Below are 18,270 nucleotides of genomic sequence, written 5' to 3' on the forward strand. Positions count from 1 at the left end.
CATGGGCGGCCGGTCGCGTGCGGCTTGGCTCCCGCTGCTCCTGCTCCTGGCCTCCTGCAAGATGGGCCCGGACTATCAGCGGCCGCCCGCGCCTCCGGGCGACGACGCCTGGCGGGTGGCGCCGACGACCGCCGAGTCCTTCGCCAACCTGCCCTGGTGGGACCTGCTCCGGGACGAGGAGCTGCAGGGCCTGATCAGGATCGCGCTCAAGGAGAACCAGGATGTCCGGGTCGCGGCGGCCCATGTGGAGGAGTACCAGGCCCAGCTCGCGATCTCGCGGTTCGACCTGGTGCCCTCGGTGGCCTACCTGGGCCGGGGCTTCGACTACCACGTCCAGGGCAGCGCCGTGGCGATCCCGACCGGGACGGACGGCGGCGGCATTTTCCTGCCGGGGGTCGGCGGGGGCGACTCGAGGACCCTCTCCAACGAGATGGGGATCGTCGGCGTGAAATGGGAGGCGGACGTCTGGGGACGGCTCCGGCGGTCGGTGGAGGCGACCAAGGCCCAGATGCTGGCCAGGGAGGAAAACCAGCGGGCGGTGATCCTGGGCCTGGTGGCCAACGTGGCCGAGGCCTACTTCGACCTGCGACAGCTCGACTTGCAGATCGAGATCGCCCGCCGGACGCTCCAGTCGTGGGACGAGTCGGTCCGGCTGTCGCGGGTGCGCCTGGACAAGGGCTACATCTCCAAGCTGGACCTCGACCGGTTCGAGGCCGAGCGGATGAGCACGGCCGCCCAGCTCGCCGACCTGGAGCGGCAGATGGTGCAGAAGGAGAACCAGCTCAGCCTCCTGCTCGGGCGCCGGCCCTCGATGATCACAAGGGGCCAGAGCCTGCTGGAGCAGCACCTGCCGCCCGAGGTGCCGCCCGGGCTGCCCTCCGCCCTCCTGCAGCGCCGCCCGGACATCTTGCAGGCCGAGCAGAACCTGGCGGCGGCGACCGCCAATGTCGGGGTCGCCCAGGCGATGCGCTTCCCGCAGTTCGCGCTCACGGGCGGGCTCGGCGTGGCGAGCACCCAGTTGTCCTCGCTCTCCGTGGGGCCGATGTTCATCCAGTCGGCGATGGGTACCGTCGCCGGACCGATTCTCAACGCCTCCGCGCTGGGCTACCAGGTCGCCGTGGCCGAGGCCAAGACCAAGGAGGCGCTGGCGCTCTACGAGAAGGCGATCCTGACGGCCTTGAAGGAGGTGGAGGACTCGCTCATCGCCGTGCAGAAGGCGCGGGAGCAGCGCGAGGCGCAGGACGCCCAGGTCGCGGCCCTCCAGTCCGCGCTCTCCCTGGCCGACCAGCGGTATCGCGGCGGCCGCGCGAGCTACCTGGACGTCCTGACGGCGCAGCGCACGCTCTTCGAGGCCGAGCTGGCCCTGGCCCATACGAGGCGCAACCAGCTCGTGGCGGTCATGCAGCTCTACAAGGCGCTGGGCGGGGGCTGGGAGCCCGGTGGGGGGACGAAGTCCGAGCCGGCGCAGGCGGCGAAGCCGGCCGGCTCGACCGGCGCGCAGTAGGGATCATCGTGGCCGACGGGCGGTGGAGGGCGCTGCGTGGACACCGGCAAGGGCAACGCCCCCGCCGGTGTGGACGGTGGCTCCCCGGGCAGGACTCGAACCTGCGACCAACCGGTTAACAGCCGGTCGCTCTACCAACTGAGCTACCGGGGAACGCAACCTGATGGGGTGTGGTGAACGATGCCGCGCGCTTCAACGGTCAACGGAGCGCATTCTAGCACAGTCGGGGTCGGCCGTGGCCGGTTTTCTCTCCGCCTCGCCCGTCACACGTCGAAATCCGATTCGTCCTCCTCGACCGCGGCCTCCGGGTTGCCCTGCGCGAGCCCCGCGTAGTGACGGGCCCAGGACAGGTAGATGTTGCCGCTGTCACGCATGGCGTCCGCGCCCTTGACCAGCTTGCCGACCAGGTCCGGATCCTTCCCGGTCAACCGGATCTCCGCCGCGCGCCGCTCGAGGGCCTTGGGGAATTCGTGCAGGAGGGTGTTGATCTCCGCGAGCAGCTCGCTGACCACGTTGTCTTCGGCTTCCATCCCTGCTCCTCGGGGCGGCGCCCCAACAAAAAACCCCACAGCGCCGGGGCCGTGGGGTCTTTCCGTGTCCGCCGAGGCGGTCAGCCTTGATAGGCCTGGCCGAGCGCGGCGGACTCTCCCTTCTTCGCCATGAGCGACCCGTCGGCGCTGACCGCCACCATCTCGATGGCCTGGTGTTTCGCGGCGTTGCAGACCACCACGCAGAGCTCACAGCCCTTGCAGCGGGAGATGTTGACCTGCGCTACCATCTTCTCGACGTTCAGGTCGAGACAGTTGGCCTCGGGACAGTACATGATGCAGAGGCGGCAGCCCTTCTTGGCGACGCACTTCTCCTCGATGACTTGAGCGACATTGTACATGCGTAGGGGGTTCCTTCCTCGCCTAGGCCGCCACCGGCATGCCCACGCGCAGCTCGAAATGGTTCTGCTCCGCCCATTCGGCGGCGATCTCGTAGGCCCGCTTCACCGTGGCCAGGTTCTTCTGTAACAGCATCTCTTTCTTGGCGAACTTCTTCTTGATCGCCTCGTCCAGGGTGGCCGTGCCGCCGGAGGCGACGAACTTTTTGCCGAACCGCTCCTGGAGCGCCTGGTCCAGGGCTTCCATGGATACGCATTTCGTGATCCCGGCCACGGACCCGATCATCGTCATGTTCGTGGACAGCTCGGTGCCCGCGACCTCCAGCGCGATCTGCGTCCCCTTGATGTAGAAGACGCCTACGTGCAGGTCCTTCAGGCGCTGGATGTCCTCCTCGGAGAGCAGGGGGACGTCGGAGTTGATAATGACCAGGCCGCCCTCCTTGATGCCGGAGTAGAAGGGCATCGTGTAGCTCTTCCCCATCGTGATCACCTGGGGGTGGAACACTTCGATCACGTCGGGAAAGACCAGCTCCCCCCGGTCGTAGATCCGCTCGATGCCGATCCGACAATAGCTCTCCGCCGGCGCCATCCGCTTCTCCGCGCCGAAGAAGGGGTTGGAGATGGCGAACTTGCCGTCCCGGGACGCGGCCATGGCCATGACGTGCGCGGCCGTCACCGCCCCCTGACCGCCCAGGCCCGACATCCGGATGTTCAACCGCTTCTTGATCATGGAAAGGGTCCTCCCGCCCGTGGATTGGCGCGTCCGTTCAGGCTTCCTGCGCCGCGAGCTGCTTGGCCGCCGCCTTCTTCTCCTTCTCCTTGGCCGCGATGTCGGCCAGGAGCTGCTTGGCGGCGTCGGTGACGAATTCCTTGTAGGCGAACCGCTCGGTCGGCTTCTCGGAGTCGCGCATCTCCTGCAGCCCCTCCATGCTGTTCTTGCCGATCTCGAGGATGCAGGGGGTGTAGAACTGGATGTAGGTCGGCCCCAGCTCGCGCGCGACGTACACGGCGTTCTTGACCACCTTCTCGACGAGGGAGGGCTTGCTCACCGTGCACTGCACGACGTAGTGGCAGCCGGACTCCCGGGCGATCTCCGGAAGGCGGACCTTCTCGAAGGTCTTGCCGACCGGCGCCATCTTGGCCACGAAGCCCTTCTGCATCAGGCCGCTCTCCTGGCCGCCGGTGTTGGCGTACAGCTCGTTGTCGAAGCAGATCGTCGTGAACTTTTCCTGCCGGAACCAGGCCTGGAGCGTCATGTCCAGCCCGATGTCCACGGTCGCGCCGTCGCCGGCCAGCACGACCACGTCCTTGATCCGGCCCGGGAACCGCACCGTCAGCGCGCGCTTCAGGCCGCTGGCGATCGCGTTCTGGTTGCCGAACAGCGAGTGAATGTTGTGGACCGCGACGTGGGGAAACACCAGGCTGGTGCAGCCCGTGGAGCCCACCATGACCGTGTCCTCCGGGTTGGGCAGCGAGGCCAGGATGTAGCGGAAGGCCATGGACTCCGGACAGCCGGCGCAGAGCGAGTGTTCCTCGATGAGCTCCTTCGCCGCCCCGATGTCCTTCCAGCCGCGATCGTCCTTGCCGTACGTCGCCCGCTGGACCAGGTCCTGGTACTCGGGCGGCATGATCTCGAAGAACTCCGGCGCGATCTTGATCCGTTCCTTGCTCATGAACGCCTCCTCGTTTCCGCGTGCGGCTCGTCGTGGGTGAAACTGCCTCCGGCCCGGGCGCCCCCGCGCGCTCAGCTTCCGCGTCCCGCCAGCGAGACGGACTTGATGCCGAGCGCCGACTTGACTTCCGACACGATGATCTCGGGCGGCATCGTCATCCCGCCGGCGACGTGCGGGGCGGCGATGACGCGGTCGCTGTTGGGGATGCTGGCCTTGATCTCCCGCGCCAGCCAGCCCGTGACGTTGAACTCGGGCACGAAGATGAACCGCGCGTTCTTCGTCGCCTCGCGGATCTCCTGGCCCGGCCACGGCCGCAGGGTCTTGATCTTGACCAGGCCGACCCGGATGCCCTCGTCTTCCAGCATGCGGATCGCCTCGCGGCCCTGGGACACCGCGGTGCCGGAGGTGACGATGAGGACGTCGGCGTCCGTGTTCTCCGTGTCGATGAGGCCGTCCAGCCACGCGATCGTGTGCTTGCGGGAACGCTCGACCGCGGCCCAGACCTCCTGCTGCCAGCTCGCGTGGGTGGCGTAGCTGATGTAGTTGCTCTTCATCACGAAGGGATCGCGCATCATCCGGACCGGCGGGCATTCCATGTCCATGCAGGGCACCGGCGAGCGGTAGGGGTCGTACGGCGGGAGGCACATGTCCGCCGGCGTCAGGTTCACCACGTCCTTCGTGTGGGTCACGAAGAAGCCGTCGCAGCAGAGCGCCAGCGGCAGGTGCACGTCGGGCTCCTCCGCCACCATGTAGCCCTTGAGAATCCAGTCGTAGAAGTCCTGGGCCGTCTCCGCGTGCCACACGAGCATGCCCGTGTTGAGCAGGTAGGAGATCTCCAGGGTGTCCGGTTGGATCGAGAGGGGCGAGTTGATCCCGCGGCAGGTGACGATCATCTCGATCGGGAGCCTGGCGCCCGCCCACATCGGGAAGTTCTCCATGGCCCGCATCGTGCCGGGGCCCGCCGTCGTCGTGAACACCCGCGCGCCGCCGAAGGCCGCGCCGGCGCACTCGGACATGACGGCGAACTCGCTCTCCCCGCGGAAGTAGTCCCCGACGTACCCCTCGGCGAACAGCTCGCCGATCAGCGCGGCGGCCTCGCTCTGCGGGGTGATGGGGTAGGCGATCATGACGTCGCAGCTCGCCCGGCGGATCGCCTCCTTAATCACCTCGCTGCCGGTGAAGAAGGAGGGCGTGCGGGGCGCCTCGAACATCATGTGCCGGGGGTCGGTATAGGTCTGCCCCTTCTTGTTCTTCTGGCCGATGACCGATTTGGCATCCATGGAGCGTGCCTCCTTTTCAGCCGGCCTCGCACGCGGGGGTGCGGGAGCACGTGAGCGCGGAAGTGGGGTTCAGTTCGACGCGCCGCTTTTGATGACCTTCTCCGAAACCTTGACGGTGCCCTTCAACTTCTTCACCCAGTCGGCCAGGTGCATGATCTTGTCCGCCGTGGCGTCGCGGAACGAGAGCATCGCGTCCTCGTGCCCGGCCTGCGCGCACATGGCGATCGTGTAGCAGGAGGTGCCGCCGCGGATGATCTTGAGCGAGAGGTTCGCCTGGTGGCAGTGCACGCCCACGAACATGCAGCAATCGATCTTGTTGTGCCAGATGGTGAGGTTGGGGTGGTTCGGATTGATCTCGATTTCCGGGTTGATCTTCGGGTACTTCGGCCGGTAGTCCGGCATGGGGATGAGCATCGGATGCTGTTCGGGCGTGACGCACTCCTTGATGGTTTCAAAGAGGTGCCTGATCGCCGTGGCCTTCTTGGCCGCCTTCTCGTTCCAAGCCCAGAGCACCAGCGGGCCGGGGAAAATCGTCGGGACTTTCGCCATGAGGAACTGGCGTGCGGCTTCCTCCATGGCCTGTTCTTCGGAGACGATCACTCCGTTGATGTGGCCTTCACCCGGGTTCGGCAGGCGAACGCCCATGGCTGCCGCGGCCGGCGGCAGGAAATGCTCAGGCCCCGGCAACACTCGATAGTGACCCGCTCCACCAATCTGGCTCATCCGATGGGACTCCTCAACGGGGGTTGGAAGGACAGGAACAGCAGTTTTCCTTATAGGCTGCGAGCTTCGTTCCCTACTCTAGGCGCCTCTCCGCATGAATGCAAGCCGACAGAAGGCCCAACCGGTTGGAAAGATGGGCTATGAACCGTCAAGGCACTAGGCCTTTCGGGCCGGACCAAAACCGACATTCTTCAAATGTCACGCAGGGTTGGGCTGCCTAGTATAGCGATGCCCGGGAAGGGTTGTCAAAGCTTTTTCCATGTGACCGGCGCGCCGCGTGGGCCGTGAAAGCCGCGACCGACGAAAGGGGGGTGAGCTAGGGAAGGACCTGTTGGAACGGGTGGATCTCGTACCGCTGGAAGACGCCCTGGAGGACGTAGGGGTCGTTCTTGATGAACTCCTCCGCCTCCGCCCGCGAGTCGGCCTCGATGATGATCAGACTGCCGACGCCGTCGGTCAGCGGTCCCGCCAGGACCAGGCGGCCCTGGGCCGCGAGCGCTTCGACTCGGGCGAGGTGGGCCGGCCGGTGGAGCTTCCGGCGCGCCTGGCCCTCCGGGCCGTCGTAGCCCAGGATCACGAACGTCACGGACGCCTACCCTGCGGGGGGGCGGGGTGGGGTCTGGCCTGGGGCGGGCTATTCACCGCATTCCTCGATCGGTTGGCGGCTGGCGAACCCCGTGTGGACTTCGTGCCACCAGCGAATCTCCGGCTCGCCGAGCTTCCAGCAGAGAAAGACGATGCGCCCCTGCATCAGGTAGGGAAAATCGCACAGCCCCATGTCCACGTCCTTGACCAGCACGCCCATTTCGTGGATGGCCTGGAGGTTGGTGCTGATCTCCTGCAGGGCGTTGATGTAATGGCGACCCGCGTGGCTGCCGCCGCCCAGATGCGCGTTCGCCGCCGCCTTCTTGATCTCATCCTTGATCCGCAGGAGCACCGCCTTGCCGGACTTGACGGCGCAGAGGTGTTCCTCGATCTGGGGCAGGAGGCGGTTGGCCTCCGAGATGGTGAAGATCCGATCGACGTTCTCGCCTTCTTCGCGGTGTGCCATGGACGGACGGGCCTGTGGTCGGTTCGGTGCTGCCCCTGTGTAGCACAATCAAGGGAGCGACGCAACGGCGCTCCCGGCGTGGCGGCCGTCCGGCGGGGGCCGGCGATCCCGCATTTTAGCCCTTGACAAACGCGACCAGGGCCGATAGTATCCACACGCCAAGCTTCCCGAATCGTGTCGGAGCTCACTTCCACCCCTGTGCAGCTTCCCAGGGCAAGTCTCGAACCAAGTCAGTAGCCAGGTTTTCAATGCCGTGCCACGCTGCATCCGGCGGCCGGCGACGAATCAACGGGCGATCAAGGCGTCGGTCCTGAACCCTTCGCGGAGCGTCCTCTCACGGGACTCAGCGCCACCTTCGACAGCTCATCCATCATGGCTCGGCACGTATCAATCCCCGCGGTCGATCCCAACGCGCGCCCCTAGCGGCCAACGAAAGCGAAGGCTATCATGTCAAGGGAGATTACCATGCATCTGGCGGAGTTGAAGCAGAAGAGCATCGCCGACCTGAACGAGGTCGCGCGCGAGCTCAAGATCGAAGGCGCGCCCAATCTGCGCAAGCAGGAGCTGATCTTCGCGATCCTCCAGGCGCAGACGGAGAAGAACGGCGTGATCTTCGGCGAGGGCGTCCTGGAGACCCTGCCCGACGGGTTCGGGTTTCTCCGCGCCCCCGACTCCAACTACCTTCCGGGTCCTGACGACATCTACATCTCTCCCTCGCAGATCCGCCGGTTCAACCTGCGGACGGGCGACATCGTGTCCGGACAGATCCGCCCGCCGAAGGAAAGCGAGCGGTACTTCGCGCTGCTGAAGGTCGAGAAGGTCAACTTCGAGGACCCGGAGGTCGCGCGGGACAAGATCCTTTTCGACAACCTGACCCCGCTGTACCCGGAGGAGCGCATCAACCTGGAGTTCGACCCGGAGGAGTACTGCACCCGGATCATGGACCTCATCACCCCCATCGGCAAGGGACAGCGCGGGCTGATCGTCGCGGCGCCTCGGACCGGCAAGACCATGCTGCTCCAGGCGATCGCGCGCGCCATCCTCAAGAACCATTCGGAGGTGGTGCTCATCGTCCTGCTGATCGACGAGCGGCCGGAGGAGGTGACCGACTGGCAGCGGCAGGTGAAGGCGGCCGAAGTCATCAGCTCGACCTTCGACGAGCCGGCCCAGCGGCACGCCCAGGTCGCGGAGATGGTGCTGGAGAAGGCGAAGCGCCTCGTCGAGCACAAGAAGGACGTCGTAATCCTGCTGGACAGCATCACCCGGCTGGCGCGCGCCTACAACACGATCGCGCCGCCGAGCGGGAAGGTGCTCTCGGGCGGTCTGGACTCCAACGCCCTCCAGCGGCCGAAACGATTCTTCGGCGCCGCGCGCAACATCGAGAACGGCGGCAGCCTCACCATCATGGCCACCGCGCTCGTGGACACGGGCAGCCGCATGGACGACGTGATCTTCGAGGAGTTCAAGGGCACGGGCAACATGGAAGTGCACCTGGACCGCCGACTGGCCGACAAGCGCATCTTTCCCGCGATCGACATCAGCCAGTCCGGCACCCGGAAGGAGGAGCTCCTGGTGGATCGGGACCGCCTCAACAAGATGTGGATCCTGCGGAAGGTCCTCAGCCCGCTGGGGACCATGGAGGCGATGGAGTTCCTCATGGACAAGATCCAGGGAACGAAGACCAACCAGGAGTTTCTGCAGTCGATGAACCGGTAGCGAAAAGCCGTCGTCGGTCATCGGCCTGCAGCCCCGGATCGGAAAACTCGGAGCCGAGAACGTTGGAGGCATCATGAAGAAAGGCATTCATCCGGCCTACAGGGAAGCGACGGTGAGCTGCGCCTGTGGGGCGAGGTTCACGACGCGGACGACGGTCGGGGACATCAAGGTGGACATCTGCTCGAGCTGCCACCCCTTCTTCACGGGCACGCAGAAGATCGTGGACACGGAGGGACGTGTCGAGCGGTTCAAGAAAAAGTACGCCAAGAAGTCCTAGTCGGTCGCTGGAAGGGCTCGCGGAAGTGTGGAACCCTGCCCCCCGGGGCAGGCTTTTTTGTTTTTAAGGACCGGTAACGGGCCATGGCCGAGACGACGGGGCTGGAGAGGAGGGACGCGCTGCGGCTCTCCAAGTGGGAGGGGGCGGCGCGCCGTTACCAGGAGCTGAATCGGCAGCTCAGCGAGCCGTCCGTCCTGAGCCAGCCGTCCCTGCTCCACAAGCTGAACAAGGAGCGGACCGAGCTGGCGCCCCTGGCCGAGCTCTACGACGAACGCTGTGACCTGCTCCGCCAGCTCGCCCAGACCGAGCAGATGCTCGGGGAGCCGGGGGCGGGCGAGGAGATGGCGGGGCTGATCCGGGAGGAGGCCGAGGGCCTGCGCGGGCGGGTGCGCGAGATTGAGGCCCGGGCTCTGGAGCTGCTGGTACCCAAGGACCCCCGCGACGAGAAGAACACCTTCGTCGAGATCAGAGCCGGTACGGGCGGCGACGAGGCGGCGCTGTTCGCCGGGGACCTCTTCCGGATGTACGTGAGGTACGCGGAGAAGAAGCGGCTCCGCGTCGAGGTCGTCGAGGCCAGCGAGACCGGCATCGGGGGCTACAAGGAAGTCGTCATGCTCGTCGAGGGCAAGGGCGCCTACGGCCACTTCCGCGACGAGGCCGGGGTGCACCGGGTCCAGCGGGTGCCGGCCACCGAGGCCAGCGGACGCATCCACACCTCGACCGTCACCGTGGCCGTGATGCCGGAGGTGGACGAGGTGGACGTCCAGATCGACCCCAAGGACCTGCGGATCGACACCTTCTGCTCGTCCGGCGCCGGCGGCCAGAGCGTGAATACGACCTATTCGGCGGTCAGGATCACCCATATCCCGACGGGCGTCGTCGTGACCTGTCAGGACGAGCGGTCCCAGCTCAAGAACCGCGCCAAGGCCATGCGGACGCTGCGCGCGCGCATCGTCGAAGCCGAGCGGGCCAGGCAGGAAGCCGAGATCGCCCAATCGCGGCGCTCGCAGGTCGGGACCGGCGAGCGCAGCGAGAAGGTGCGCACCTACAACTTCCCGCAGAACCGCGTGACGGACCATCGGGTCGGGCTGACCCTTCACAAGCTCGATCGCGTGATGGAGGGCGAGCTCGACGAGCTGGTCGAGGCGCTGCGCGCCGCCCGGGCCGACGACGTGAGGGCCGACGCATGAGGATGCCCGCCCCGCCAGCGAGCGACGCGGGCGCGCTCGGCGAAGTGCTGCGGGCCGGCGTCGCCCTGCTCCGGTCCGCCGGTATCGAGCGGGCGGAGCGCGAGGCCGGCTGGCTGCTGGAGGCCGCCCTCGGGACTTCGCCGTTGGCGGTGCGGCTTGAGAGTGCGAGACGACTGTCCGCGGACGAGCGGGCCCGCGCCGAGCGTCTCTTCGCGCGCCGGGCGTCCCGCGAGCCGCTCCAGTACATCCTGGGCACGCAGGAGTTCTGCGGACTCGACTTCCTCGTCGGTCCCGACGTCCTCATTCCCCGCCCCGAGAGCGAAGTGCTCGTCGAAGCCCTGGCCGCCTCGCAGGCGGCGCAGGCCAACCCCCTCATCGCCGACATCGGGACCGGCTCCGGCTGCCTCGCGGTCGCCGCCGCGCATCGTCTGCCGGCGATCCTGGTCTACGCCGTGGACCTGTCGCCCGGCGCGCTCCGGGTGGCGCGGGCCAATGCCGAGCGCCACGGGGTCGCCGGCCGCGTCCGGTTCCTGGAGGGCGATCTCTGCCGGCCCCTGGAGGCCGAGGGGCTGCGCGGCCGGCTGGGCGCGATCCTCTCCAACCCCCCCTACATTCCCGAGGCCGAGGTGGAGGGCCTGCAGCCGGAGGTCGGGCGCTTCGAACCGCGGCTGGCGCTGGCCGGCGGACCCGACGGGCTGGCCTTCCATCGCCGGCTGCTCGCCGAGGCGAGGGACCTGCTCGCACCGGGGGGGCTTCTTCTTCTGGAGGTCGCAGCGGGACAGGCGGATGCGGTACAAGCCCTGGCGTCGGCCCAAGGGGGCTATCGGCTCGGCGAGGTCCTCAAGGACGGGGCCGGCATCGAGCGGGTGGTCCGGTTTCACATTGAGTGATCGGGTCATCGTTTCATTGCGAGAGTGCTCGGGGCACTCCCCACTTCCACAATGCATCAATCACCCGATCATCCAATGACTCAACGGAGCGATCACTGAGTTTCTAGCCATGGACAGGATCCTCATCAGGGGCGGCCGACGGCTGGAAGGCCGGGTGCAGGTCAGCGGCGCCAAGAACGCCGCGCTCCCGATCCTCGCCTCGTCGCTCCTCGGCGGCGGGGAGTGCGTGCTGGGCAACGTCCCCCAGGTCGTGGACGTGGCGACCATGGCCACGCTGCTGAGTCTGATGGGGGTGTCGGTCCGCGTCGAGGGCTCGCGGGTGACGGCCCGCGCCGACGCCCTGACCTCCACCGAGGCGCCCTACGACCTCGTGCGGACGATGCGGGCGTCGGTCGTGGTGCTCGGCCCGCTGCTCGCGCGCTGGGGCGAGGCGACCGTGTCCCTGCCCGGCGGCTGCGCCATCGGCACGAGGCCGGTCAACCTGCACCTGGCCGGGCTCGCCAGGCTCGGCGCGGAGGTGAGCATCGAGCACGGCTATATCCGGGCCCGGGCGCGCAAGCTCCGGGGGGCGCGCATCTATCTGGACATTCCGACCGTGACGGGCACCGAGAACCTGATGATGGCCGCCTGCCTGGCCGAGGGCGAGACCGTGATCGAGAACGCGGCGCGGGAGCCGGAGATCGTGGACCTCGCCGAGTTCCTCGTCAAACGCGGCGCCCGCATCCACGGGGCCGGGACCGACATCGTGACGATCGAGGGCGTGGCCGAGCTGCGGGGCGCCGACCATGAGGTGATCCCGGACCGCATCGAGGCGGCGACGCACCTCGTGGCGGCCGCGATCACGCGCGGGGACGTGAGCGTCGAGCGCTGCCGGCCCCGTCACCTGGAGGCGGTCGTGCTGAAGCTGCAGGAGGCGGGCGCCGAGGTCGTCGAGGGCAAGGAGAGCCTGCGCGTGAAGGGCGGGCGGCGGCCGAAGGGCGTGGACGTGAAGACCTTCGCCTATCCGGGCTTTCCCACCGACGTGCAGGCCCAGTTCATGGCCCTGATGGCGGTCGCGGACGGCGCGAGCGTCATCACGGAGACGGTGTTCGAGAGCCGTTTCATCCACGTGCCCGAGCTGCGGCGCATGGGGGCCGACATCAAGGTCGAGGGGAGCCACGCCATGGTCACCGGCATCGAGCGGCTGACCGGCGCGCCGGTCATGGCCTCGGACCTGCGGGCCAGCGCGGGCCTGATCCTGGCCGGGCTGGCGGCCGAGGGTGAGACCGAGGTGTCGCGCGTATACCATCTGGACCGGGGCTACGAGCGGATCGAAGAGAAGCTTGGCGGCCTCGGGGCCGACATCCGTCGCGTCAAGGGCGCGGCGGCCGCCGCGGTGACCCCGTGATCACGATCGCGCTCTCCAAGGGCAAGCTGCTGGAGCCGACGCTGGCGCGCCTCCAGCGGGCCGGCTACGCGAGCCGCGAGTTGACGCCGGACAGCCGCCGTCTGGTCTTGGAGTGTCCCGACGCCGGGGCGACGCTGCTGATCGTGCGGCCGAGCGACGTGCCGACCTACGTGGAATATGGCGCGGCCGACGTGGGCGTGGTCGGCAAGGACGTCTTGCTCGAACAGGATCGGGACGTCTACGAGCCCCTGGACCTCGGTCTGGGCTACTGCCGGGTCGTCGTGGCCGCGCTGGAAGGGCCAGCGCGGCAGGACCGCCTGTCCTCCCGGATCAGGGTCGCGACGAAGTATCCCAACATCACGGAACGCTACTTCAACCAGAAGGGCGTCCCCGTCGAGATCATCAAGCTCTACGGCTCCGTCGAGCTGGCGCCGGTCGTCGGGCTGGCCGACCGCATCGTGGACCTCGTGTCCACCGGCCGCACGCTCAAGGAGCATAACCTGGTGGAGGTCGAGGTGATCGCGGAATCCACGGCCCGGCTGATCGTCAACCGGGCCAGCCTGAAGCTCAAGCCGGGTCCGATCATGGACCTCATCGCGCAGCTCGAGCGGGAGGGCGGGCGCGGACGTCGCCGCGGGGCCCGATCGGCCGCGCACGGCGGCCGCGCGGAGCAGTGAACCGAGCCCGGCGCGGCGAGGCCGGCCGGGCGGCGCAGGGGGCGACCATGAAGGTGGTGGCGAGGACGGATCGGGCCTTCAAGCCGGCCGTGGCGAAGGCGGTGTCCCGGGCGAGTCGGCAGGGCCGCGCGGTCGAGGCGACCGTGCGGACCATCCTCAAGGCGGTCCAGCGCGGCGGGGACCAGGCCGTCGCCCGCTACACCAAAAAGTTCGACCGCGTCACCCTCAAGCCGGCCCAGTTCCGCGTCAGCCCCGAGCAGGTCAAGGAAGCCTACTACCACATTCGCAAGGAGGAAGGAGATGCGCTGCGCTATGCCGCCCAGCGCATCCGGTCCTTCCACGAGCGCCAGCAGGCCAAAACCTGGATGTACCAGGACGGGGGCGCGACGCTGGGCCAGGTGATCCTGCCCCTGGACTCGGTCGGGCTCTACGTCCCCGGCGGGAAGGCGGTGTATCCTTCGACCGTCCTCATGTGCGCGGTGCCCGCCAAGGTGGCCGGCGTGCGGCGCGTGGTCATGTGCACGCCCGCGCAGAAGGCCGGCATCAGCCCCTACCTGCTCGTCGCCGCCGACATCGCCGGCGTGGACGAGGTGTACCGGATCGGCGGCGTCCAGGCGGTCGGCGCCATGGCCTACGGGACGAAGAGCATCGCCCGGGTGGACAAGATCGTCGGGCCGGGCAACGTCTACGTCGCGGCGGCCAAGCGCCTGCTCTACGGCACGGTCGGCCTCGACATGGTGGCCGGCCCCAGCGAGCTGCTGGTGATCGCCGACGAGCAGGCGAACCCGGCGCACGTCGCGGCCGACCTGCTCTGCGAGGCCGAGCACGACGAGGAGGCGCGCGTCTATTTGGTCACGACCTCGGAGCGGTTGGCGCGGGAGGTCGTCCGCCAGGTCGAGGAGCAGCACAAGCGCCTCACGCGGGACAAGATCCTCGCCAAGTCCATCGGCCAGCACGCCCTCGCCTTCGTCGTGGGCGACATGGAGGAGGCGATCGAGCTGGCCAACGAGATCGCGCCCGAGCACCTGACGCTCTCCGTGGACCGGCCCTTCGACTACCTGGAGAAGGTGCGCCACGCCGGGGCGCTGTTCCTGGGGCGGTACACGGCGCCGGCCGTCGCCGACTATGTCGCGGGTCCGAACCACGTGCTGCCGACCGGCGGAACGGCGCGGTTCTTCTCGCCCCTGTCGCTGGACGACTACGTGACGAAGAGCAACATCATCTCCTACAGCAAGGAGGAATTGATGAAGGCCAAGGACCACCTGGCCCGCCTCGCGCAGATGGAGGGGTTCGACGCGCACGCCCGGAGCGCGGAGAGCCGGCTGTCATGACGGCGAAGCGGGACGCGCGGCGGGCGAGGGTCGAGCGGGCCACCAAGGAGACGCAGATCACGGTGGAACTGGCCCTGGAGGGGACCGGCCGGGGCCGGATCGAGACGACGATCCCGTTCCTCGACCACATGCTGGAGCTCCTGGCCAAGCACGGGTTCTTCGATCTCACGGTCCAGGCCGAGGGCGACACGGACATCGACGACCACCACACGGTCGAGGACATCGGCATCGTGCTGGGGCAGGCCCTGACCCAGGCGCTGGGGACGAAGGAGGGCATCCGGCGGTTCGGCTGGGCCTCGGTGCCGCTCGACGAGACGCTCGTGCAGGCGACGGTGGACTTGAGCGGGCGGCCGTACCTCGTCTACCGGGTGGACCTGCCGGAGCGCCGGATCAAGACCTTCGACCTCGGCCTGTTCGAGGATTTTTTCCAGGCCTTCGTGACGCACGGCGGGCTGAACCTGCACATCAACCAGATGTATGGGCGCAACCCCCACCACATCATGGAGGCGGCCTTCAAGGCGTTGGCGAAGGCGCTCGACCAGGCCGTGTCCCGCGACGCGCGTCTCCAGGGCGTCCTCTCGACGAAGGGCAGCCTGTAGACGTGAAAGCTGAGGCGTGAAAGGTGAGAGGGCAGAGGTGAGGCGTGAGGGGGCGGGTGTCGGGGCGTGCCCCCCGCGCCCCCTTCGCCGTTGACGTGTTCCCGTTGACGCGACGAGCATGATCGCCATCATCGACTACGACATGGGCAACCTGCGGAGCGTCCAGAAGGCCTTCGAGGCCGTGGGGCACGACGCGGTGGTGACCCGTGACCGGCGGACGATCGGCGACGCGAGCCACCTGGTCCTGCCGGGCGTCGGCGCCTTCGCCGACTGCATGGCCAACCTGGAGCGCTACGGGCTCATCGAGCCGATCCGCAAGGCGGTGGCCGCGGGCAAGCCGTTCCTGGGAATCTGCCTGGGGCTTCAGCTCCTCTTCACCGAGAGCGAGGAGTTCGGCCGGCACGGGGGCCTGGACCTCGTCCCGGGGCGGGTCACGCGGTTCCGCTTCGGCCTTCCCGGCGCCGGGGACGGGGCGGGGGGGCTCAAGGTGCCGCACATGGGCTGGAACACGGTCGCGGTCCGCCGCCGGGCCCCGCCGCTCAAGGACATCGAGTCGGGCGAGCACTTCTACTTCGTCCACTCCTACGTCGTGGAGCCCGCCGAGGAGGCCGTGGCGGCGACGGTGACCGAGTACGGCGTCTCCTTCGTGTCCAGCGTGTGGCGGGACAATGTCTTCGCTTGCCAGTTCCATCCGGAGAAGAGCCAGGCGGCCGGCCTCCGGCTTATCCGGAACTTCGGCGAGTGGAAATGAGGGTGTCGTGACGGCAGACCGAACCTCTCGCGGGCGAGGCGGGGCCTTCCCCCGGCTGGCCGTCGCGGTCGGGCTCCTCGGCGCGGTCGGCTGCGCGCCCGCCAAGGTGACGATCAACGAGTCCCCCAAGCTCGCCGAGTACAAGGTTCGGTCGCTGGCCATCCTCCCCTTCGAGGGGCTGCACACGCCCCAGAGCATCGACACCGGCGCCGCCGACCTGTACGTGCCGTCCGGTATGATCCGCTCGAACATCACGGTCACGATCCCGCTGCAGGCGGAGCGGCTGGACACCCCGACCGTGACCGTGCCCACCTACGCGCCGGAGAAGGTCACGCGGCTCGTCTCCAAGCGGCTCCAGCAGTGGGACGGGCTGAAGGTCATCCCGCCGGAGGACGCCAAGGGCGCGCTCCCGCCGTCCAAGCCGGGCCAGTCGCCCGCCGAGACGGAAGAGGCAGTCAAGCAACTGGCGAAGGCCGTCGCGGAGAAGCTGTCCGCCGACGCGGTCCTGATGGGCCGCGTGCTCATCTACAAGGAGCGGGGCGGGACCAAGATGGGCGGGAGCCCGGCCACGGTGGGGTTCGAGCTGCGGCTGATCGCCGCGGATGGCACGACCCTGTGGGTCGGCAGCTACTACGAGAAGCAGCGGCCGATGACCGAGGACATCACCGGTTTCTGGGAGCGCGGCGGCGTGTTCGTCACGGCGGACGAGCTGGCCCATTACGGCGTGGACCACGTGCTGGAGAAGTTTCCGTTCGGCGTCCGGCCCGAGAAGGTGGCGCCGGAGGACCTGTCGTGAGGACGCGGCGATGCTCGTGATCCCCGCCATCGACCTAAAAGACGGCCGCTGCGTGCGGCTGCGCCAGGGGGACCTCGCCCAGGAGACCGTCTATTCCGACGATCCGGCGGCGACGGCCCGCCAGTGGCAGGGGCTCGGCGCCTCGCTCATCCACGTCGTGGACCTGAACGGCGCGGTGGACGGCACGCCCCGGAACCTGCCGGCCATCCGGGCCGTCGTCGAGGCCGTCGCGGTCCCGGTCCAGGTCGGCGGGGGCATCCGGACGCTCGACACGGTCCGGGCCTACCTCGGGGGCGGCGTGCAGCGGGTGGTGCTGGGCACTGCGGCGCTCACGGACCGGCCGCTGGTGGAGCGGGCCTGCGCCGAATTCCCCGGCCGTGTGCTGCTGGGCGTGGATGCGCGGGACGGCAGGGTGGCGGTCCGAGGCTGGACCAGCCTGTCGGACCGGTCGGCGATCGAGCTGCTCAACGACCTGGCCGGCTGTGGGCTGGCCGGGGTGATCTACACGGACATCGCGCGCGACGGCATGCTGCAGGGGCCCAACGTCGGTGCGCTCAAGGAGGTCGCCGCCCACAGCCCCTGGCCGGTGATCGCCTCGGGCGGCATCAGCCGCGTGGAGGACCTCCGGGCCATCAAGGCGCTCGGGCCCGGCATCGCCGGGGCGATCGTCGGTAAGGCCCTGTACGACGGGAAGCTGGATTTCCGCGAGGCGCTCGCCGCCGCGGCGTGAACGATGTTGACCAAGCGCATCATCCCCTGTCTCGACGTGAAGGACGGCCGTGTCGTGAAGGGCGTCTCTTTCGTCAACCTGCGGGACGCCGGCGATCCGGTCGAGGTCGCCCGGGCCTACGACCGCGACGGGGCCGACGAGCTCTGCTTCCTGGACATCACCGCCTCGTACGAGGAACGCAAGACCATCCTGGACGTCGTGGCCCGCACGGCCGAGCAGGTGTTCATGCCCCTGACCGTCGGCGGCGGGGTGCGGACCCTGGAGGACATCCGGGCGCTGCTCCGGGCCGGGGCGGACAAGGTCAGCATCAACACCGCGGCCGTCGCGCGGCCGGAGTTCGTCCAGGAGGCGGCCGAGCGCTTCGGCACCCAGTGCATCGTCGTCGCGATCGACGCCAAGCGCCGCGCGGCTCAGGCGGCCGGCGCGCCGGGCTGGGAGGTGTACACGCACGGCGGCCGGCGCCCGACCGGGCTGGACGCGGTGGACTGGGCCAAGCGCATGGAGGCGCTCGGCGCGGGCGAAATCCTCCTGACCAGCATGGACCAGGACGGCCGGCAGGACGGGTACGACCTCGCGCTGACCGCGGCGGTCGCCGGGGCCGTGTCCATCCCCGTGATCGCGTCGGGCGGCGCAGGGGCGCTCGCGCACCTCTACGACGGGTTCGTGCGCGGCAAGGCCGACGCGGTGCTCGCCGCGTCCATCTTCCACTACCGCACCCACACGATCCAGGAGGCCAAGGCCTACCTGCGGGAGCGGGGCGTTCCGGTCAGGCCGGCGGGAGCGGGCGTCTCCTCCGGCGCATGAGGCGG

At 68.5% G+C, this 18,270-nt stretch carries 21 protein-coding genes and 1 tRNA gene; 13 read left to right on the forward strand and 9 right to left on the reverse strand.

Features of this window, described 5'->3' with window-relative positions; genetic code table 11:
- The first annotated feature begins 1 nt into the window (after nucleotide 1).
- On the forward strand, nucleotides 2-1,504 hold the full coding sequence (locus AC1U7O_RS15505; RefSeq protein ID WP_479895763.1) for an efflux transporter outer membrane subunit: 1,503 nt from the start codon (nucleotides 2-4) through the stop codon (nucleotides 1,502-1,504).
- A 77-nt stretch (nucleotides 1,505-1,581) separates the two neighbouring features.
- Here AC1U7O_RS15505 and AC1U7O_RS15510 read toward each other — a convergent pair.
- From AC1U7O_RS15510 to AC1U7O_RS15550, 9 genes are all read right to left on the reverse strand, one after another.
- A tRNA-Asn gene (locus AC1U7O_RS15510) sits at nucleotides 1,582-1,657 on the reverse strand.
- Between the two features lie 110 nt (nucleotides 1,658-1,767).
- A complete protein-coding gene (locus tag AC1U7O_RS15515) occupies nucleotides 1,768-2,034 on the reverse strand; it encodes a hypothetical protein (RefSeq protein WP_479895764.1) in 267 nt (88 codons plus the stop codon).
- An 80-nt stretch (nucleotides 2,035-2,114) separates the two neighbouring features.
- Complete coding sequence (locus AC1U7O_RS15520) at nucleotides 2,115-2,393, reverse strand: pyruvate ferredoxin oxidoreductase (RefSeq protein WP_479895765.1); 279 nt, start codon at nucleotides 2,391-2,393, stop codon at nucleotides 2,115-2,117.
- A gap of 22 nt (nucleotides 2,394-2,415) precedes the next feature.
- A complete protein-coding gene (locus tag AC1U7O_RS15525; RefSeq protein WP_479895766.1) occupies nucleotides 2,416-3,120 on the reverse strand; it encodes a 2-oxoacid:acceptor oxidoreductase family protein in 705 nt (234 codons plus the stop codon).
- A 37-nt stretch (nucleotides 3,121-3,157) separates the two neighbouring features.
- Nucleotides 3,158-4,063, reverse strand: coding sequence for a thiamine pyrophosphate-dependent enzyme (locus AC1U7O_RS15530; RefSeq protein ID WP_479895767.1), 906 nt, complete (start codon nucleotides 4,061-4,063; stop codon nucleotides 3,158-3,160).
- Nucleotides 4,064-4,134: 71 nt separating this feature from the next.
- Nucleotides 4,135-5,343 (reverse strand): transketolase C-terminal domain-containing protein, encoded by a 1,209-nt coding sequence (locus AC1U7O_RS15535; RefSeq protein ID WP_479895769.1) that lies wholly within the window; start codon nucleotides 5,341-5,343, stop codon nucleotides 4,135-4,137.
- Between the two features lie 69 nt (nucleotides 5,344-5,412).
- Nucleotides 5,413-6,066, reverse strand: coding sequence for a carbon monoxide dehydrogenase beta subunit family protein (locus AC1U7O_RS15540; RefSeq protein ID WP_479895771.1), 654 nt, complete (start codon nucleotides 6,064-6,066; stop codon nucleotides 5,413-5,415).
- Between the two features lie 316 nt (nucleotides 6,067-6,382).
- Nucleotides 6,383-6,652, reverse strand: a complete 270-nt coding sequence (locus AC1U7O_RS15545; protein WP_479895773.1) for a YciI family protein — start codon at nucleotides 6,650-6,652, stop codon at nucleotides 6,383-6,385.
- A 48-nt stretch (nucleotides 6,653-6,700) separates the two neighbouring features.
- Nucleotides 6,701-7,117 carry a DUF2203 domain-containing protein gene (locus AC1U7O_RS15550; RefSeq protein ID WP_479895774.1) on the reverse strand — a complete coding sequence of 139 codons (417 nt, stop codon included), beginning with the start codon at nucleotides 7,115-7,117 and terminating at the stop codon, nucleotides 6,701-6,703.
- A 465-nt stretch (nucleotides 7,118-7,582) separates the two neighbouring features.
- On the opposite strand from AC1U7O_RS15550, the gene rho reads away from it, so the two are divergent.
- The 12 genes from rho (at nucleotide 7,583) to hisF (ending at nucleotide 18,265) form a co-directional block, all read left to right on the forward strand.
- The gene (rho, locus tag AC1U7O_RS15555; protein WP_479895899.1) at nucleotides 7,583-8,833 is read left to right on the forward strand and encodes a transcription termination factor Rho; all 1,251 of its coding nucleotides are present in this window, start codon (nucleotides 7,583-7,585) and stop codon (nucleotides 8,831-8,833) included.
- A 73-nt stretch (nucleotides 8,834-8,906) separates the two neighbouring features.
- Nucleotides 8,907-9,110 (forward strand): 50S ribosomal protein L31, encoded by a 204-nt coding sequence (gene rpmE, locus AC1U7O_RS15560; RefSeq protein ID WP_479895776.1) that lies wholly within the window; start codon nucleotides 8,907-8,909, stop codon nucleotides 9,108-9,110.
- An 83-nt stretch (nucleotides 9,111-9,193) separates the two neighbouring features.
- Entirely contained in the window at nucleotides 9,194-10,300 is a 1,107-nt protein-coding gene (prfA, locus tag AC1U7O_RS15565; RefSeq protein ID WP_479895779.1) for a peptide chain release factor 1, read from the forward strand.
- Nucleotides 10,297-11,190 (forward strand): peptide chain release factor N(5)-glutamine methyltransferase, encoded by an 894-nt coding sequence (gene prmC / locus AC1U7O_RS15570; RefSeq protein ID WP_479895780.1) that lies wholly within the window; start codon nucleotides 10,297-10,299, stop codon nucleotides 11,188-11,190. Before prfA ends, prmC begins: the two co-directional genes overlap by 4 nt.
- 109 nt (nucleotides 11,191-11,299) lie before the next feature.
- Nucleotides 11,300-12,577 (forward strand): UDP-N-acetylglucosamine 1-carboxyvinyltransferase, encoded by a 1,278-nt coding sequence (gene murA, locus AC1U7O_RS15575; RefSeq protein ID WP_479895781.1) that lies wholly within the window; start codon nucleotides 11,300-11,302, stop codon nucleotides 12,575-12,577.
- Nucleotides 12,574-13,254, forward strand: coding sequence for an ATP phosphoribosyltransferase (hisG, locus tag AC1U7O_RS15580; protein ID WP_479895782.1), 681 nt, complete (start codon nucleotides 12,574-12,576; stop codon nucleotides 13,252-13,254). The genes murA and hisG overlap by 4 nt, the downstream gene beginning before the upstream one ends.
- Nucleotides 13,255-13,301: 47 nt before the next feature.
- Nucleotides 13,302-14,585, forward strand: coding sequence for a histidinol dehydrogenase (gene hisD / locus AC1U7O_RS15585; RefSeq protein ID WP_479895783.1), 1,284 nt, complete (start codon nucleotides 13,302-13,304; stop codon nucleotides 14,583-14,585).
- The gene (gene hisB / locus AC1U7O_RS15590; protein ID WP_479895784.1) at nucleotides 14,582-15,184 is read left to right on the forward strand and encodes an imidazoleglycerol-phosphate dehydratase HisB; all 603 of its coding nucleotides are present in this window, start codon (nucleotides 14,582-14,584) and stop codon (nucleotides 15,182-15,184) included. The genes hisD and hisB overlap by 4 nt, the downstream gene beginning before the upstream one ends.
- A 118-nt stretch (nucleotides 15,185-15,302) precedes the next feature.
- Complete coding sequence (gene hisH, locus AC1U7O_RS15595; RefSeq protein ID WP_479895786.1) at nucleotides 15,303-15,935, forward strand: imidazole glycerol phosphate synthase subunit HisH; 633 nt, start codon at nucleotides 15,303-15,305, stop codon at nucleotides 15,933-15,935.
- Between the two features lie 7 nt (nucleotides 15,936-15,942).
- Nucleotides 15,943-16,731, forward strand: coding sequence for a hypothetical protein (locus tag AC1U7O_RS15600; protein ID WP_479895787.1), 789 nt, complete (start codon nucleotides 15,943-15,945; stop codon nucleotides 16,729-16,731).
- A 10-nt stretch (nucleotides 16,732-16,741) separates the two neighbouring features.
- Nucleotides 16,742-17,461, forward strand: a complete 720-nt coding sequence (gene hisA / locus AC1U7O_RS15605) for a 1-(5-phosphoribosyl)-5-[(5-phosphoribosylamino)methylideneamino]imidazole-4-carboxamide isomerase (protein ID WP_479895788.1) — start codon at nucleotides 16,742-16,744, stop codon at nucleotides 17,459-17,461.
- A gap of 3 nt (nucleotides 17,462-17,464) precedes the next feature.
- Entirely contained in the window at nucleotides 17,465-18,265 is an 801-nt protein-coding gene (gene hisF, locus AC1U7O_RS15610) for an imidazole glycerol phosphate synthase subunit HisF (protein WP_479895789.1), read from the forward strand.
- Nucleotides 18,266-18,270: the final 5 nt, after the last annotated feature.

It is taken from the genome of Candidatus Nitrospira neuquenensis (assembly GCF_979578155.1).

Coding starts and splice junctions, on each gene's coding strand:
- AC1U7O_RS15505 (WP_479895763.1), top strand. CDS start 2: ATGGGCGGCCGGTCGCGTGCGGCTTGGCTCCCGCTGCTCCTGCTCCTG.
- AC1U7O_RS15515 (WP_479895764.1), bottom strand. CDS start 2,034: ATGGAAGCCGAAGACAACGTGGTCAGCGAGCTGCTCGCGGAGATCAAC.
- AC1U7O_RS15520 (WP_479895765.1), bottom strand. CDS start 2,393: ATGTACAATGTCGCTCAAGTCATCGAGGAGAAGTGCGTCGCCAAGAAG.
- AC1U7O_RS15525 (WP_479895766.1), bottom strand. CDS start 3,120: ATGATCAAGAAGCGGTTGAACATCCGGATGTCGGGCCTGGGCGGTCAG.
- AC1U7O_RS15530 (WP_479895767.1), bottom strand. CDS start 4,063: ATGAGCAAGGAACGGATCAAGATCGCGCCGGAGTTCTTCGAGATCATG.
- AC1U7O_RS15535 (WP_479895769.1), bottom strand. CDS start 5,343: ATGGATGCCAAATCGGTCATCGGCCAGAAGAACAAGAAGGGGCAGACC.
- AC1U7O_RS15540 (WP_479895771.1), bottom strand. CDS start 6,066: ATGAGCCAGATTGGTGGAGCGGGTCACTATCGAGTGTTGCCGGGGCCT.
- AC1U7O_RS15550 (WP_479895774.1), bottom strand. CDS start 7,117: ATGGCACACCGCGAAGAAGGCGAGAACGTCGATCGGATCTTCACCATC.
- rho (WP_479895899.1), top strand. CDS start 7,583: ATGCATCTGGCGGAGTTGAAGCAGAAGAGCATCGCCGACCTGAACGAG.
- rpmE (WP_479895776.1), top strand. CDS start 8,907: ATGAAGAAAGGCATTCATCCGGCCTACAGGGAAGCGACGGTGAGCTGC.
- prfA (WP_479895779.1), top strand. CDS start 9,194: ATGGCCGAGACGACGGGGCTGGAGAGGAGGGACGCGCTGCGGCTCTCC.
- prmC (WP_479895780.1), top strand. CDS start 10,297: ATGAGGATGCCCGCCCCGCCAGCGAGCGACGCGGGCGCGCTCGGCGAA.
- murA (WP_479895781.1), top strand. CDS start 11,300: ATGGACAGGATCCTCATCAGGGGCGGCCGACGGCTGGAAGGCCGGGTG.
- hisD (WP_479895783.1), top strand. CDS start 13,302: ATGAAGGTGGTGGCGAGGACGGATCGGGCCTTCAAGCCGGCCGTGGCG.
- hisB (WP_479895784.1), top strand. CDS start 14,582: ATGACGGCGAAGCGGGACGCGCGGCGGGCGAGGGTCGAGCGGGCCACC.
- hisH (WP_479895786.1), top strand. CDS start 15,303: ATGATCGCCATCATCGACTACGACATGGGCAACCTGCGGAGCGTCCAG.
- hisA (WP_479895788.1), top strand. CDS start 16,742: ATGCTCGTGATCCCCGCCATCGACCTAAAAGACGGCCGCTGCGTGCGG.
- hisF (WP_479895789.1), top strand. CDS start 17,465: ATGTTGACCAAGCGCATCATCCCCTGTCTCGACGTGAAGGACGGCCGT.